This is a genomic window from Micromonospora sp. RTBAU3-60, from assembly GCF_054963695.1.
Genome location: NZ_JBUEGB010000007.1, coordinates 82579 through 97717, shown reverse-complemented (window position 1 = coordinate 97717; position 15139 = coordinate 82579). Strand labels below are relative to the sequence as shown.

The following is a 15139-nucleotide window of genomic DNA, read 5'->3' as shown; positions in this document are numbered from 1 at the left end:
GCCGTGGACATCCTCTGGGGGCTGCTCACCCTGCCGTACGCCCCGGTGCGGGGGCTCACCGTGGTGGTCAAGGTGATCGCCCGGGAGGCGGAGTCGCAGCAGTACAACCCGGTCAACATCCGGCACGAGCTGGAGGAGCTGGACCGGGCGGCGGCGGCCGGCGAGATCAGCCCGCGGCAGCGGGACCGGGCCCAGCAGCGGGTGCTGGACCGGCTGACCGAGCCCACCGGCTCCACCAGCCCGACCCCGTCCCGCGGCACCGCCGCCGGCCGACGGCAGCCGCCCGTGCGGCGGCGGACCGGCGGCCGACGGGACGGGCCGCACCGCGGGCGAGGGAGATGAGATGGCACCAGGACGGATCCGCGGCGACGGCGACCGCGAACGCCGGCGCGACCCGGACGACCGGGAAGCCGGCCGGTACGCCGACGAGGAGGAGTACGAGGAGATCTCGGCCGCCGAGGCGGCCCGGGAGGGGCTGCGCCAGATCGTCGGGCTGACCGGCAGGGACCCGCTCGGGATCACCTCGATCGAGCCCACCGACGACGGCTGGCTGATCGGGGTGGAGGTGGTCGAGGACCGCCGTATCCCGGCGTCGACCGACCTGCTCGGCCTCTATGAGGTCGAGCTGGACATGGCCGGCAGCCTGCTCGCCTACCGGCGGACGCGTCGCTACCAGCGGGGCAAGGGGGACTGAGATGACCGTTGGGCGGACTCCTGCGGTGGTGCAGAACTCCGGTCAGGTGCTGCCGGCCGGGCACGAACCGGCGAACCTCGGGGACATCCTCGAACGGGTCCTCGACCGGGGCATCGTCATCGCCGGTGACATCCGGGTCAGCCTGCTCGACATCGAGCTGCTGACGCTCAAGCTGCGGCTGGTCATCGCCTCCGTGGACACGGCCCGGCAGATCGGCATCGACTGGTGGGAGCACGACCCGTGGCTCAGTTCGAGGGCCCGCCCGCCGGTCGAGCCGGGTCCCCGTGACCCGGAGGAGGTCGAGGCGGCCCGCCGGCCGCGGGTCGCCGGCCGGTCCGAGCGGGCCGCGAGGGAGGAGTGGGATGAGTACGACGGCTGACCCCACCTCGGCCGCCGCGCTGGGCACCGGTGTCTGGCTGCACGGCGTGGTCGCCGAGGCGGACCCGGCCACGCTGGCCGGGATCACCGGGATCGCCGGCACGCCGGTGCGGACGATTGCCGCCGCCGGTCTGGTCGCCGTGGTGAGCGATGCCCCGTTGACCGAGTACGGCGAGGAGGCGTTGCGCCGCAACCTGGAGGACCTGGCCTGGCTGGAACGGGCCGCCCGCAGTCATCACGCCGTGGTCGACGCGCTGTCCCGGGCCGGCGCAGTGGTGCCGGCCCGGCTGGCCACCGTCTACCGCGACGACGACCGGGCGGCCCGGGCGCTGGTCGAGCGGCGCGACGAGCTGACCGGCGCGCTGGCCCGGCTCACCGGCCGCGAGGAGTGGGGCGTCAAGGGGTACGTGGTGCCCGGGGCGACGCCGCGCGCCGAGGAACCGGCCGGCGGGGGCGGGGCCGGTGCGGCGTACCTGCGGCGGCGCAAGGCCCAGCTCAGTGCCCGCGAGGAGGGGCAGCGGATCGCCGCCGACGCGGCGGCCGCCGTGCACACCGCCCTCGCCGGGCGTGCGGTCGCCGCCCGCCGGCACGCCCCGCAGGACCGGCGGCTGTCGGGCGCGCCCACGGCCATGGTGCTCAACGGCGCGTACCTGATCGACCGGGACGGGCTGGACGCCTTCTCCGCGCTGATCGGCGCGCTGGCGGACCGGCACCCGGAGATCCGGCTGGAGCTGACCGGCCCCTGGCCGCCGTACTCCTTCGTGGCGGAACCGGAGCCGCACCCGGTCCGGGGGGCGGCGTGACTGCGGGGGCGGCCCGCCCGGCCCCGGGCGGCCCTGGACCGTGGCGGTCGGCATGGGCGTGACCTCGCTGGTCCCGAGCAGCGCCGACGACCCGCTGACCTACCGGCCGGTGGCCCTGGTGGACCTGCTCGACCGGGTGCTCGCCACCGGCGTGGTGATCACCGGGGACATCACCATCGCCATCGCCGACGTCGACCTGGTCCGGATCTCGCTGCGCGCGCTGATCGCCTCGGTCGGCGCGCTCGCCCCGCCGCCCCTGGAGGTCGAGCCGGGACCGGCCGTGGCGACGAGGACGGCGCCGCCGCCTCTGGAGGCCGAGTCGGGACCGGCCGTGGCGACGAGGACAGCGCCGTGACGGGGCGGGACCAGGAGGGCGACGCCGTGACCGGGCGGGACCAGGAGGGCGGCGCCGTGACCGGCCGGGACGACGCGGCCGGGGAGGGCACGGGGGTGGCGCGCCGGGACGAGGCGGCCGAGCTGGCGGCGGCGCTGGGGGAGGCGCAGTGGCAGGAACCGCGGGTCCGGCCGCTGGACCGCCGGCTCGCCGTCGACCAGGACTCCGTCGAACGCGGGCTGGCCAGCCTGGTGCTCACGATCATCGAGCTGCTGCGGCAGCTCATGGAACGCCAGGCATTGCGCCGGGTCGACCTGGGTGACCTCACCGAGGAGCAGGTCGAACGCATCGGCACCACGCTGATGGCCCTGGAGGAGCAGATGGCCCACCTCCGCGACCACTTCGGCCTCTCCCCGGAGGACCTCAACCTCGACCTGGGCCCCCTCGGCCCCCTCCTCCCCACCGACTGACCCGGTTGACCCCTCACGCGGTGATCATGAAGTTGTTGCCCCGACACGCCGGTGCGGCGCGCAACAACTTCATGATCAACGCAGGTCAGCGGTGGGCGGCGGCGTAGGCGGCCAGGGCGGACAGTTGGGTGGGGTCGAGGGAGGGGCGGACGCGGGTGCGGGCCGCCTCGACGTGGGCGGCGGTGACCGTGGCGGCGGCCAGCGATTCACGCATCGCGGCGAGCGCCGCCTCGCGGACCAGGGCCGCGCAGTCGGCGGCCGAGAAGTCGTCCAGCTCTGCGCCGAGCGCGGCCAGGTCCACGTCGGGGGCGAGTGGCACGTTCCGGGCCGCCGCGCGGAGGATCTCCGCCCGGGCCGGACCGTCCGGCGGCGGTACGTAGACCAGGCGTTCCAGCCGGCCGGGGCGCAGCAACGCCGGGTCCACCCGGTCCGGCCGGTTGGTCGCGCCGACCACCACCACGTTGCGCAGCGCCTCCACCCCGTCCAGCTCGGTGAGCAGGGCGGCCACCACCCGGTCGGTCGTACCGCCGTCGGTGGCCTGCCCCCGGACCGGGGCGAGCGCGTCCACCTCGTCCAGGAAGACCAGGGTGGGCGCGGCCTCCCGGGCCCGGCGGAACAGCTCCCGGACCGCGCGTTCGCTCTCGCCCACCCACTTGGAGAGCAGCTCCGCACCCTTCACCGACAGCACGTTGGCTCGCCCCGAGCCGGCCAGCGCGGTGACCAGGTAGGTCTTGCCGCAGCCGGGCGGCCCGTACAGCAGGACCCCGCGCGGCGGCGTCACGCCCAGCCGGGCGAAGGTGTCCGGGTAGGTCAGCGGCCAGAGCACCGACTCGGTCAACGTCTCCTTGACCTCGTGCAGGCCACCGACGTCGTCCAGCGTCACCGAGGCCAGTTCCAGGGTGGACGCGGCCATCGTGGTGGGCCGGACCACCTCCAGCGCGGCGGTGAAGTCGGCCATCGCCACCGTCGGTGTCTCGGCCGTCTTCTGCCGTAGGGCGGCCCGTACGCCGGCCTCGCGGACCAGCGCGGCCAGGTCGGCGGCGACGAAGCCGGGCGTACGGGCGGCCACCTCGTCCAGCCGGACGTCCTCGGCGAGCGGCACCTGCCGGGTGAGCACGGTCAACTGCTCCCGGCGCAGCGGCTGGTCGGGCAGCGGCACGGTGATCCGCAGCGAGAGCAGGTCCGGGGCGCGCAGGGCGGGATCCACCGCCTCCGGGCGACCGGTGGTGCAGACCACCGCCGCCCCGGAAGCGACCGTCTCGGCGACCACCTGGCGGAACACTGTGGCCACCGGGCCCGGCTCGTCCGCCGGGGCGAGCGCCTCCACGTCGGTGACCAGCAGCACGGCGGCTCCGTCGGCGCGTACCGCGGCGGCGGCCTCGCGCAGCCGGCGGGCCGCCGCGTCGTTGCTCAGCGCGGCCAGCTCCGGCGCCCAGAGCGGGCAAACCCGGGCGCGTACCCGGGCGGCGACCGCGCGGACCAGCGCCGATTTGCCCGAGCCGGCCGGCCCGCTGACCAGGACGCCCAGCGCGACCGTGGTGCCCAGCCGCCGCAGCACCTCCCGGTGGTGAAAGCCCAGGTCGAGCAGCTCGGTCAGCTCCTCGGCCTGGGACCGCAGCCCGGGCAGCTCGTCGACGTCCGGCGCCTCGGCCGGCTCGACGAGTTCGGGCTCCGTCGGGGTAGGGGCGGCCCACTCGGTCCCGGCGCCGGACGGTCGGTTGACCGGGGCCCGGCGGCCGGGCTCGGCGGCTGGCCGGCCGCTCGGATACGGGCCGGCGGTGCCGGGGCCGTGGGTGGCCGGGCCGTGCTCCCAGCCGACCACCGTGTCCATGGTGACCAGCGCGCCGGCCTCCGGTTCCGCCCTGACCACGGTGAGCAGGGTGCTGGTCCACGCGTATCCGACGGTGTTGGCGAGGCTGCGCCGGGCGGCCTCGACCAGGCCGCGGACCGCCGCGTCGGGCAGCACGTCCTGGGGCAGCAGCGAGACGTCGTCCCCGGCGGTGACCACCTTGCCGAGCAGGGCGAGGCGGAGCATCTCCGGGGAGACCGCGGCGACGATCGCGACCGGCCCGCTCAGGGCCACCCGGCGGGCGGGGGCCACCGGCAGCGGGCTCACCGTCACCTGCCCGCCATCCCGCACGCCGAGGTTGCCGAGCAGCAGGTCGTCGGCGTAGAGCAGGGCGGTGCTCGCGGTCGGTTCGGCCGCGGCCACGATGCCGGCGGTCACCCGGCGGCCGGCCAGGCGTACCGGGTCGCCGGGGCGCAGCGCCAGCGCGGTCAGCACCTCGGGGTGCAGGCGGACCACACCGCGCCGGGCGTCCAGCGCCGCCGGGCGCAGGCTCGCGGTCAGGGTCAGCTCGGGTTCCGCCACCCGCCCGACAGTAGCCGCCGGCACCACTGGCGTCCGCGGCGCGCGTCCCGCCGGGTCAGCGCGGGCCCGGGTCCTCCAGCAGCGAGGGGTCGCGCCGGACCATCTCGGCCAGCCGGGCCGCCGGGTCCGGGCCTTCCCGGTCCGGCCCGGGGGCCGGCACCGGGGTCACCGGCACCGGCCAGGCCGGCGGGGCCGGCGGTGGCGCGGGCACCGGGCCGACCGTCACCTCCCGGCCCGTCCAGGCGACCCGCAGCGGGTACGCCTGCCCGCCGTGCTCCACCCGCAGGGTGACCGCCAGCCCGGGGTGTTCGGCGACCACCTGGCGTACCGCCTCGGCCACCTCCTCGACCGGGTGCACCTGATCCGGCCCGGTCCCGCCGCGCAGCCGGTACGCGCCGTGCCCGTCCCGCCGCGCCACCGTGGGCGGCGCCTCGGCCCCGTCGCCGGCCTCCCGGCGGCGCATGGCCTCCTCGCGGCGCGCCAGCCGGGCCAGGGTCTCGTCCAGATCGCCTCTCATCGTGTCCACCCCTTTCGTCGAGAACGGACCGTGCAGGCAGCGACGGGTCCGGTACCCGGTTCCGCGCCAAACCACTCCAGCATCGCTGCGGGGTTCGTCAACTCGGCGATCTACCGCGGGCTGAGCGGCCCGCCGGCCGGTCGGCGAAGAGCCGCGGCTCGTACGGCCTCGCGCGAAGCACGGACGGCTTCCAGTTCGGCGCTAAGCGTCCCGTGCACCGGACCGGAACGTAGCAGCACAGGCTCGGGTGTGATCCCCGACACCGAGTCGGCTAAGCGTCACTTCGGGGCGGGTGACCGGTCGTCGGCCGGTCGGGCACGTTGCGTTCCGCAGATGGTCGCCGGGATGGCGGGATCGACGGGGTTTGCGCACGTAGATGCGATTGCACGGCATCCGAAGTCGTCCCGCTGAGCCGGCCTCGACGGACCACGTTCGACGGATCCCGCGCACCGAACAGTGCACCCGGACGGACGTACGGCGGATCTCAGGGAACGCTCAGCGTCCGGGCCGTAGCGTGTGCCGCATGAGATCACCGCTCGCCGTCGCGCGGCTCCGGCGTGCCCTGGCCACCCGCCGTCGTCGGGTCGTCGCCGCGGTGGTGGTGGTCGCCCTGGTCGCCGCCGCCGTGGCCTGGGCGGCCCGGCCGCAGCGACCCGGCTTCCGGACCGAGTCGGCGCTGGTGACCGTCCGTTCCGGACCCGCCGGCGACCAGCCGGTCGACCTGGACACCACGCTCTACCTGCCTGGGGACGCGTCGGCCCGGCACCGGGTGCCGGCGGTGCTGCTGGCGCACGGCTTCGGCGGCACCAAGGAGTCGGTCCGCTCCGACGCGGAGGACCTGGCCGACCGGGGGTACGCGGTGCTCACCTGGACCGCCCGGGGCTTCGGCCGCAGCGGCGGCGAGATCCACCTGGACAGTCCGGACTACGAGGTGCGGGACGCCCAGCGACTGCTCGACCGGCTCGCCGCCCGCCCGGACATCCGCCTCGACGCGGCCGGCGACCCCCGGGTCGGCGTGGTCGGCGGCTCGTACGGCGGCGGCCTGGCGCTGCTGCTGGCCGCCCAGGACCGCCGGGTCGACGCGATCGTCCCGATGATCACCTGGAACGACCTGTCCCGGGCCTTCCTGCCGGAGAGCACCGGCAAGGCGCCCACCGAGGGCGTGTTCAAGAAGGGCTGGGCCGGCATGTTCTTCGGTGGCGGCGGCAACGCCGGCTCCGGCCCGGCCGGCATCTCCGGCACCAGCGCCGGCCAGCCCGAGGGCGCCCCGGCGTCGGCCGGTGCGCCGAGCCCGCAGCCCGGCGCCGGGCCCGGCACGGGCTCCGGGCGCGCCCCCGGCAGCGCCGCCGACCCGTCCTGCGGCCGGTTCGCCGCCGACGTCTGCGCCGCGTACCTGCGGATCGCCACCACCGGACGGGCCGACGCCGAGGCGGTCGACCTGCTGCGCCGCTCCTCCCCGGCCGAGGTGCTCGACCGGATCAAGGCGCCCACCCTGCTGGTGCAGGGGGAGGCGGACACCCTCTTCCCGCTCACCGAGGCGGACGCCAACGCGCGCGGGATCGCCGCCGCCGGCACACCGGTCCGGGTCGCCTGGTTCACCGGCGGCCACGACGGCGGCACCGGCCCGACCTCCGACTCGGACCGGGTGAAGTTCCTCACCGCCCAGTGGCTCGACCACTACGTCAAGGGCGACGGTGCCGCGCCGGGCGGGTCCTTCACCTTCTCCCGGATCGCCGGCTTCGACGCGCTCGACCGGGGCCTGGTGGCCACCGGCTACCACACCACCGACTACCCCGGCGTGGCCGGCCAGAGCCGCCACGAGGTCGCCCTGGCCGGACCCGCCCAGTCGATCGCCAACCCGCCCAACGGCAACCCGGCGGCCATCTCCGCGGTGCCGTTCGCCGGGGCGATCGGCTCGCTGCTGGACGGGGTGGCCGGCGACATCCCCGGCCAGCACGCCCGGTTCGAGTCCGCCCCGCTGACCGACGCGGTCGACGTGGTCGGCGCGCCCACCGTGCGGACCCGGGCGGCCTCGCCCACCGGCGAGGCGGTGCTCTTCGTCAAGCTCTACGACGTCGACCCGAAGGGCGCGGCCACCCTCCCCGACGGGCTGGTCGCGCCGGTCCGGCTCACCGGCCTGCCGAAGACGCTCGACGCCGCGCAGCCGGTGACGGTCACCCTGCCGGCGATCGTCCGCCGGGTCGAGGCCGGGCACCGGCTGCGGGTCGTCGTGGCCACCTCCGACCAGGCGTACGCCACCCCGGCCGAGCCGGCAGTGCACACCGTGGCCCTCGGCGGCGGTCCGCTGGTGCTGCCCACCGTCGACGCCCAGCCGATCCCCACCACCGCCACGGTCTGGCGCTGGGTGCTGGTCGGCCTGCTCGCCGCGATCGCGGTCGGGCTCGCCGTGGTCGTCCTGGTCGCCCGGCGCCGGCACCGCCGCCAGGACAGCTCGGTCCACCCGGAGTACGCGGGCGTCCCGCTCGCCGTCCGCCAACTCCGCAAGGAGTACGCGGACGGCTTCGTCGCGGTCTCCAACGTGGACTTCGAGGTGCATCCCGGTCAGGTGATGGGCCTGCTCGGCCCGAACGGCGCCGGCAAGACCACCACGCTGCGGGTGCTGATGGGGCTGACCCAGCCCACCGCCGGCGAGATCTACGTCTTCGGACACCGGCTGGTGCCCGGCTCGCCGGTGCTCTCCCGGATCGGGGCGCTGGTGGAGGGGCCGGGCTTCCTGCCGCACCTGTCCGGCCTCGAGAACCTGAAGGCGTACTGGCGGGCGACCGGGCGGCCCTGGGCGGACGCGCACTTCGACGAGGCGCTGGAGATCGCCGGGCTGGGCGACTCGGTGCACCGCAAGACCCGCAAGTACAGCCACGGCATGCGGCAGCGGCTCGCCATCGCCCAGGCCATGCTGGGCCTGCCGGAGCTGCTGGTGCTCGACGAGCCGACGGACGGCCTCGACCCGCCGCAGATCGCCGAGATGCGCCGGGTGCTCCAGCGGTACGCCACCGACGGTCGGGCCGTGCTGGTCTCCAGCCACCTGCTGGCCGAGGTGGAGCAGACCTGCACCCACGCGGTGGTGGTCAACAAGGGGCGGATCGTCGCCTCCGGGCCGGTCGGGGAGATCGTCGGCGAGTCGCCGAGCGTGCTGTTCGAGGTGAGCGACCCGGACGCGGCGCGCGGCGTGCTGAGGCGGCTGCACGGCGTACGGGTGCTGCCGGACGGTGACGGCGGGCTGGTGGTGGACACCAACGGCACGGCCCGCAGCGAGGTGGTGGCCGAGCTGGTCCGGGCCGGCATCGGGGTGGACCGGGTGGTGCCCCGCCGTCGCCTGGAGGACGCGTTCCTCGCCCTGGTCGGCGAGAACTCCCGAGGAAGCGGGGACCGGTGATGGGACAGTCGTCATCCGTGGCCACGGTGGACCGTGGCGGGGCGGCGCGGGGCTACCGGCCGTCGGCGACCCTGCCGTTCCTGGCCGAGTTCCGCCGGCAGGCGTCGCGCCGGCGTACCCAGCTCGCGCTCGGGTTCATGGTGCTGCTGCCCTTGATCATCCTGGTCGCCTTCCAGTTCAACTCGGGCGAGGACGACCGCAGCGGCCGGGGGGAGTTCTCCAGCCTGGCCGACCTGGCCACCTCCGGCGGGCTGAACTTCACCCTGTTCACCATCCTGGTCTCGGCGTCGTTCCTGCTGGTCGTGGTGGTGGCGCTGTTCTGCGGCGACACGGTGGCCAGCGAGGCGAGCTGGGGCAGCCTGCGCTACCTGCTGGCCGTCCCGGTGCCCCGGGCTCGGTTGCTCACGGTGAAGCTGCTGGTCGCGCTCGCGTACTCGGGGCTGGCCCTGCTGCTGCTCGCCGCCACCGCGCTGCTCGCCGGCACCCTCCGGTACGGCTGGTCCCCGCTGCGCAGCCAGGTCGCCGCCGAGTTGGCCCCGGCCGACGGGCTGGTCCGCCTGCTCGCGATCCTCGGCTACCTGGCGGTCGTCCTGCTGGTGGTGGCCGGGCTGGCGTTCCTGCTCTCGGTGAGCACGGACGCCGCGCTCGGTGCGGTCGGCGGGGCGGTGCTGCTCTGGATCCTCTCCAGCATCCTGGACCAGATCACCGCGCTGGGCGGCCTGCGCGCCCTGCTGCCGACCCACTACAGCAGCGCCTGGCTGGGCCTGCTCTCCACCCCGATGCAGACCGACGACGTGGTACGCGGCGCCATCTCGGCGATCGTCTACGCCACGGTCTTCTGGGGCCTGGCCTTCTGGCGGTTCACCCGCAAGGACGTCACGAGCTGACCGTTCCTTTGAGATCTTGGTAGGAAATCGCCCCTGGAGGGGCCATTTCCTACCAAGATCTGGACCGCGCCAGTCGGCCGTCAGAGGCGGCTGTCCGGGGTCGGGGTGGTGTCGGGGGCGTCGGGCGGTGCGCTGGGCGTCGGGGCCGGGCGGTCGTCCCGCTTCCAGGCGCTGACCCCGAGCCGGCCGGTGTTGCCGAGGTCGATCGGCCCGTCCAGGTCCACCGGCTGGGCCGGCTGCCCCGCCACCGGGCTGACCTCGAGGTACGCGCCGTTGCTCGCGACCACCGTGGGGTCGGTTACCAGGTTGCGCCAGAGCAGGGCGGCGCTGGCCCGTTCGCCGGGGCGCAGCACGATCCGTCGGGGCGGGTAGTCGAAACCGGAGGTGATCGGGGCGGCCCCGGGGATGACCCGGACGGCCAGCGGCTGCCGGCCGGCGTCCCAGAGGTGCGGCGCCGGATGACCCTCCAGGACGTACGGCCGGCTACCGCAGTTGACCAGCTCCAGGCCCATTGCCCGCAGGCCCATCGCAGCGCTCACGCCGAGCTCGGTGATCCGTATCCCCTCCGGGGAGCAGGCGGCGGCGGGCCGGGCGGTGGTGGTGGCGGCCGGGGCGGACCGGCCGGGTGCGGCGGGGCCGCCGGCCGGGGGGTCAAGCGACGGCCCGGGAGCGCAGGCGGCGAGCAGGGCCGTGCCGGCCAGTGCGCCGAACCGTGCCGTCACCTTCACCCGCTCGATCCTGCCAGGCGCCGTCCGAGGGGGGCCGGGGGCGGTCGGCGCGCCGCGTCAGGAGCGCTCGGCGGGCGTGGTGCTGCGGCTGAGGACCGCGTCGAGCAGGCCGGGGTAGAGGTGCTCCAGTTCGTCCCGGCGCAGCCGCACGTACCGGCTGGTGCCGGCCACCCGGGTCCGGGTCAGGCCGGCCTCGCGCAGCACCTTGAGGTGGTGGCTGCGGGTCGCCTTGGAGACGCCGAACTCGAAGGTGCCGCAGGCGTACTCACCGCCCTCGGCGAGGGCGCGCACGATCTGCAGCCGTACGTCGTCGGCCAGGGCGGCCAGCACGGCGGTGACCGGTACCTCGCGCAGTTCGGGTTCGTGCAGCTCCATGTGACCAGGGTAACCCATGTTCGACAATCGTCGAACAAGCCCCTAGAGTCGGCCGTGCTGGTTCGACGATACTCGAACATTGGAGCTAACATGCGCTCTCGTCACGCCGCCTTCCCGCTCTTCGCCGTGCTGAGCTGGGGCGTCATGTTTCCCGTCCTGGCCAGCGCGCTCACCCGGGTGGACGCGCTCAACCTGACCACCGCCCGGTACGTCCTCGCCGCCGCCGTGCTCGTCGCCCTGCTGCTGGCCCGGGAGGGGTGGACCGCGCTGCGCGCGGACGGGCGCGGGACCGAGGCGGTGCTGCTCGGCGTGGTCGGGTTCGCCGGCTTCAACGTGCTCACCAACCTCGCCCTCGGGCACGCCGCACCGCAGCAGATCGCCCTCTTCGCCGCCACCACGCCCCTGGTCACCCAGCTTGTCCGTTGGGCGCGCGACGGCGTACGGCCCCGGCCGGCGCTGCTCGGCCTCTCGCTGGTCGCCCTGGTCGGCGTGGGTCTGGTGATCACCCGCGGCCGGCTCGACGGGCTCGGCCAGTTCGGGGTCGGCGGGCTGCTCATGATCGGTGCGGTGGTCAGCTGGGCGATCTACACCCACGGCGCGAGTCGCTTCCCCGAGTACTCCCCGGTGCGCTACACCACGCTGACCGCCGTCGCCGGCACGGTCGCCATGCTGGCCGCCAGCGCCGTCGCCGACCTCACCGGGCTCCAGCACGCCCCGGCCGCCGCCGACCTCGTCGCGGTCGCCCCGCAGCTCGCGTACGCCGTGGTGGTCGCCGCCGTCCTCGCGGTGCTCGCCTGGAACACCGGGGTACGCCGGCTCGGCGCCGCCGACGCCGCGCTGTTCATGAACCTGGTCCCGGTGACCACGTTCGCGGTGCAGACCCTCCGCGGCTACCGGCCCGGCGCCGTGGAGTTGGCCGGCGCGGCCCTGACCATCGCCGCCCTGGTCGCCGCGAACTTCGCCGGCCGTGCCCGGACGGCGCGCCCGGCCGCCGGCGCCGTTCCGGCGGCCGCCGGTCCCGCCCGGGTCGCCGTCACCGATCACCCGGCGGTGGTCGACCCGGTCGCCGTCGCGGCCCGCTGACCGCCACCCTCCTTACCGCCGACGGGACCGGCGGGGACAGTTGCCCGGAAAGAGTGGTCTGCCGTTCTCGCAGGCCACTCTTTTCCGTGCTCGCATCCGGCGCGGTAGCTCACAGCGTGGGAACCCGGCTCGGCGGCGGGACGGAGTCTGCTTAAACTCGGTGGCACAACTGCATACCTCATCCAGAGGGGCTGAGGGATACGGCCCGATGACGCCCCGGCAACCACCCGCGTGCTCGACGACGAGCGACGCCGGCAGGTGCCAATTCCGTCCCCGCCGCACGAGGCGATGCGGGGGAAGATGAGAGGACCCTCGACATGACGTCGACGCTTCCCGCCAGCTCCGGCATCGACACCACGCTCAGCCCGGCCCGCGCCCTGGTCTGTCGCGGCTGTTCCGCGCGCTACCCGCTCGCCGCCCAGCACGCCTGCTACGAGTGCTTCGGGCCGCTGGAGGTCGACTACGACACGGCCGCCCTCGCCACGGTCACCCGCGAGCAGATCGAGGCTGGCCCGAAGAACCTCTGGCGGTACGCGGGCCTGCTCCCCGCCGGTCAGGACCCGGCTGCCCGGGTGACCCTGAACCCGGGGCTGACCCCGCTGGTCGCCGCCCCGCACCTCGCCGCCGAGCTGGGCCTCACCGCCCCGCTCTGGATCAAGGACGACAGCGCCAACCCGACGCACTCGTTCAAGGACCGGGTGGTCTCGGTGGCGCTGACCGCCGCCCGGGCGCTCGGCTTCACCCGGTACGCCTGCGCCTCCACCGGCAACCTGGCCAACTCGGTGGCCGCCCACGCCGCCCGGGCCGGGGCGCCGTCGGTGGTCTTCATCCCCAGTGACCTGGAGCAGGGCAAGGTGGTGACAACGGCCGTCTACGGCGGCGACCTGGTCGCCATCGACGGCTCGTACGACGACGTGAACCGGCTCTGCGGTGAGCTGGTGGAGACCGACGAGTTTGAGGACACCGCGTTCGTCAACGTCAACGTGCGGCCGTACTACGCCGAGGGCTCCAAGACCCTCGGGTACGAGGTGGCCGAGCAGCTCGGCTGGCGGATCCCGGCCCAGGTGGTTATCCCGATGGCCAGCGGCGAGCTGCTCACGAAGATCGACAAGGCGTTCTCCGAACTGGTCGAGGTCGGGCTGGTCGAGGCGCCGGCCGGGGGCTGGCGGGTGTTCGGTGCCCAGTCGGCCGGCTGCAACCCGATCGCCACCGCGCTGCACAACGGCAGCGACACCATCGTGCCGGTGAAGCCCACCGGCATCGCCAAGTCGCTGAACATCGGCGACCCCGCCGCCGGCCTCTACGCGCTGGAGGCGGTCCGCCGCACCGGCGGCTGGATGGAGTACGCCGACGACGACGAGATCCGGTCGGCCATCCGGCTGCTCGCCCGTACCACCGGGGTCTTCGCGGAAACCGCCGGCGGCGTCACCGTGGCCGTGCTGCGCAAGCTGGTCGAGTCCGGGCGTCTTGACCCGGCGGCCGAGACGGTCGTCTTCAACACCGGCGAGGGTCTCAAGACCCTCGACGCGGTGGCCGCCCAGGTCGGCCCCACCCACCGGATCAAGCCGTCGCTCCGCGCCGCCCGCGACGCCGGCCTCCTCAGCTGACGCCGACGCTCGCCGGCCGACGGGCCCGGCCCCCTCGGGTCCCGTCCGGCCTGCCTGGCCGTCCTGCCCAGTCGTGATCCACTCCGGGTGCGGTGTCCCGCTGCCCTGACACCGCGATGTCCCGCACCTGGTGTTGATCATGGCCCGCTGGCGGCGACCGGGAGGCCGCCGGGGCCGGGTGGGGGAGGGGCGGATCGCCCGGACGGGGGATCGGGTCGATCCGCCGGGTAACTGGCTTTTCGCTGTGAGTGTGGAAAACCCGCCGACAAGGACTTGACGGCAGGAATTGGACGGCGCAAGATGCTCGGTGCGGGAGGGCATCCGCCGGAGACTTCAAGTTCTTACGACCCAACGCCGGAGGCGTTGTGCGGACGTCCCTCCCGACCAACGTCCGAAGGGGCCAGCGGAAAACCGCTGGCCCCTTCGCTGTGCGTGACGCAGGCTCAACGCATGGGCATCACGATCGCGCCGTTCGACGCCGCCGACCCGGCCGCGATCGACGCGGCGTACCGGATCGGCGCGGCGGCCGAGCGGGCCGACCTGCCGGACTTCCCCCCGTTCTGCCGGCAGCGGTTCACCGCCAGCGTCCGGCACCCGATGCCGGGCACCGTGCGGCTCTGGGCGCTGGCCCGGCTCGACGGGGTGCCGGCCGGCTACCTCGCACTCGACCTGCCGCAGCTCGACAACACCGACAACGCCGACGCCGAGCTGGTGGTGCATCCGGCGTACCGGCGCCGGGGCGTCGGGCGGGCGCTGCACGAGCACGGCCTGCGCCTGCTGCGCGAGCACGGCCGCAAGCGGGTCATCGGGGTGACCGTCTCGGCGCTGCCCGGCGGCGTGGCCCGGCCGCAGGCCGGCGATGCCTTCGCCGCCGCCACGGGGGCCCGGCCGGCGCTCGCCGAGGTGCGCCGCCGGCTGGACACCGGGCGGCTCGACCGGGCGGCGCTGGACCGCCTGGCCTCCGACGCGCGGGCGCACGCGACCGGTTACCGCGTGGTCCGCTGGCGCGGTGACACGCCGGAGGAGTACGCCGCCGACGTGGCGTACCTGGACGGCCGGCTGATGGCCGACGCGCCGCTGGGCGACCTGGAGTGGGAGCCGGAGCGGATCGACGTCGAGCGGCTGCGGGCGACCGAACGGGCCCTGGACGCCCGGGGACGCCGCCGCTACCACCAGGCGGCGGTGCACGAGGCGTCCGGCCGGGTGGTCGCCTGGACCCTGATCGACCTGGGCCCGAGCGCAGACTGGCACGCCTGGCAGCAGATCACCATCGTCGACCCGGCGCACCGCGGGCACCGGCTCGGCCTGCTCGTCAAGATCGAGAACCTGCGGTACGCGCTCGCCTACGAGCCGGCGCTGCGGACGATCGACACCTGGAACGCCGCCGAGAACCGGCACATGATCGCGATCAACGAGCAACTCGGCTTCCGGCCGGTGGACGCCTGGACGGACTGGCAGCTGACGATCTGACTTGTGACACGCCCCTACTGATCTGGTG

The 15139-nt window shown here is 75.1% G+C and carries 14 protein-coding genes, 2 pseudogenes and 1 riboswitch; of the genes and pseudogenes, 12 read left to right on the top strand and 4 right to left on the bottom strand.

The features are described 5' to 3' along the window. The first annotated feature begins 3 nt into the window (after nt 1–3). The 6 genes from ACY34I_RS09520 to ACY34I_RS09495 are packed head-to-tail and all read left to right on the top strand — an operon-like array spanning nt 4 to nt 2679. Entirely contained in the window at nt 4–342 is a 339-nt protein-coding gene (locus ACY34I_RS09520; RefSeq protein ID WP_462754230.1) for a gas vesicle protein GvpG, read from the top strand. 1 nt (nt 343) lies between these two features. Next, nucleotides 344–694: a gas vesicle protein GvpO gene (locus tag ACY34I_RS09515; protein WP_462754229.1), complete on the top strand. Its 351-nt coding sequence runs from the start codon at nt 344–346 to the stop codon at nt 692–694. A 1-nt stretch (nt 695) separates the two neighbouring features. Further along, nucleotides 696–1073 (top strand): gas vesicle protein, encoded by a 378-nt coding sequence (locus tag ACY34I_RS09510; RefSeq protein ID WP_357443372.1) that lies wholly within the window; start codon nt 696–698, stop codon nt 1071–1073. Continuing rightward, a complete protein-coding gene (locus ACY34I_RS09505; RefSeq protein ID WP_462754228.1) occupies nt 1057–1875 on the top strand; it encodes a GvpL/GvpF family gas vesicle protein in 819 nt (272 codons plus the stop codon). The genes ACY34I_RS09510 and ACY34I_RS09505 overlap by 17 nt, the downstream gene beginning before the upstream one ends. 52 nt (nt 1876–1927) lie before the next feature. Beyond that, the gene (locus ACY34I_RS09500) at nt 1928–2230 is read left to right on the top strand and encodes a gas vesicle protein (RefSeq protein WP_462754227.1); all 303 of its coding nucleotides are present in this window, start codon (nt 1928–1930) and stop codon (nt 2228–2230) included. Then, a complete protein-coding gene (locus ACY34I_RS09495) occupies nt 2227–2679 on the top strand; it encodes a gas vesicle protein K (protein ID WP_462754226.1) in 453 nt (150 codons plus the stop codon). The genes ACY34I_RS09500 and ACY34I_RS09495 overlap by 4 nt, the downstream gene beginning before the upstream one ends. Nucleotides 2680–2764: 85 nt before the next feature. On the opposite strand, the gene ACY34I_RS09490 is transcribed toward ACY34I_RS09495, so the two are convergent. Together ACY34I_RS09490 and ACY34I_RS09485 are read right to left on the bottom strand one after the other, a co-directional pair. Further along, nucleotides 2765–5050 carry an AAA family ATPase gene (locus ACY34I_RS09490; protein ID WP_462754225.1) on the bottom strand — a complete coding sequence of 762 codons (2286 nt, stop codon included), beginning with the start codon at nt 5048–5050 and terminating at the stop codon, nt 2765–2767. Nucleotides 5051–5105: 55 nt separating this feature from the next. Beyond that, nucleotides 5106–5567 (bottom strand): hypothetical protein, encoded by a 462-nt coding sequence (locus ACY34I_RS09485; protein ID WP_462754224.1) that lies wholly within the window; start codon nt 5565–5567, stop codon nt 5106–5108. A gap of 523 nt (nt 5568–6090) precedes the next feature. Between ACY34I_RS09485 and ACY34I_RS09480 the strand changes: the two are divergent. From ACY34I_RS09480 to ACY34I_RS09470, 3 genes and pseudogenes are all read left to right on the top strand, one after another. After that, nucleotides 6091–6798, top strand: a pseudogene (locus tag ACY34I_RS09480) (alpha/beta hydrolase); the annotation flags it as partial. A gap of 114 nt (nt 6799–6912) precedes the next feature. Then, nucleotides 6913–8961 (top strand): annotated as a pseudogene (locus ACY34I_RS09475) (ATP-binding cassette domain-containing protein); the annotation flags it as partial. Beyond that, nucleotides 8961–9848, top strand: coding sequence for an ABC transporter permease (locus ACY34I_RS09470; RefSeq protein WP_462754223.1), 888 nt, complete (start codon nt 8961–8963; stop codon nt 9846–9848). The pseudogene ACY34I_RS09475 and the gene ACY34I_RS09470, both read left to right, overlap by 1 nt. 80 nt (nt 9849–9928) lie before the next feature. On the opposite strand, the gene ACY34I_RS09465 is transcribed toward ACY34I_RS09470, so the two are convergent. Together ACY34I_RS09465 and ACY34I_RS09460 are read right to left on the bottom strand one after the other, a co-directional pair. Next, complete coding sequence (locus ACY34I_RS09465) at nt 9929–10576, bottom strand: DUF4232 domain-containing protein (protein ID WP_462754222.1); 648 nt, start codon at nt 10574–10576, stop codon at nt 9929–9931. A 57-nt stretch (nt 10577–10633) separates the two neighbouring features. Then, nucleotides 10634–10951, bottom strand: a complete 318-nt coding sequence (locus ACY34I_RS09460) for an ArsR/SmtB family transcription factor (protein WP_462754221.1) — start codon at nt 10949–10951, stop codon at nt 10634–10636. A gap of 90 nt (nt 10952–11041) precedes the next feature. Here ACY34I_RS09460 and ACY34I_RS09455 point away from each other — a divergent pair, with 90 nt between their 5' ends. From ACY34I_RS09455 to ACY34I_RS09445, 3 genes are all read left to right on the top strand, one after another. Then, nucleotides 11042–12034 (top strand): DMT family transporter, encoded by a 993-nt coding sequence (locus ACY34I_RS09455; protein WP_462754220.1) that lies wholly within the window; start codon nt 11042–11044, stop codon nt 12032–12034. Between the two features lie 175 nt (nt 12035–12209). Beyond that, nucleotides 12210–12341: riboswitch (SAM riboswitch) on the top strand. Between the two features lie 10 nt (nt 12342–12351). After that, entirely contained in the window at nt 12352–13641 is a 1290-nt protein-coding gene (gene thrC / locus ACY34I_RS09450) for a threonine synthase (RefSeq protein ID WP_462754219.1), read from the top strand. A gap of 450 nt (nt 13642–14091) precedes the next feature. Further along, nucleotides 14092–15111, top strand: a complete 1020-nt coding sequence (locus ACY34I_RS09445; protein ID WP_462754218.1) for a GNAT family N-acetyltransferase — start codon at nt 14092–14094, stop codon at nt 15109–15111. Nucleotides 15112–15139 lie beyond the last annotated feature (28 nt).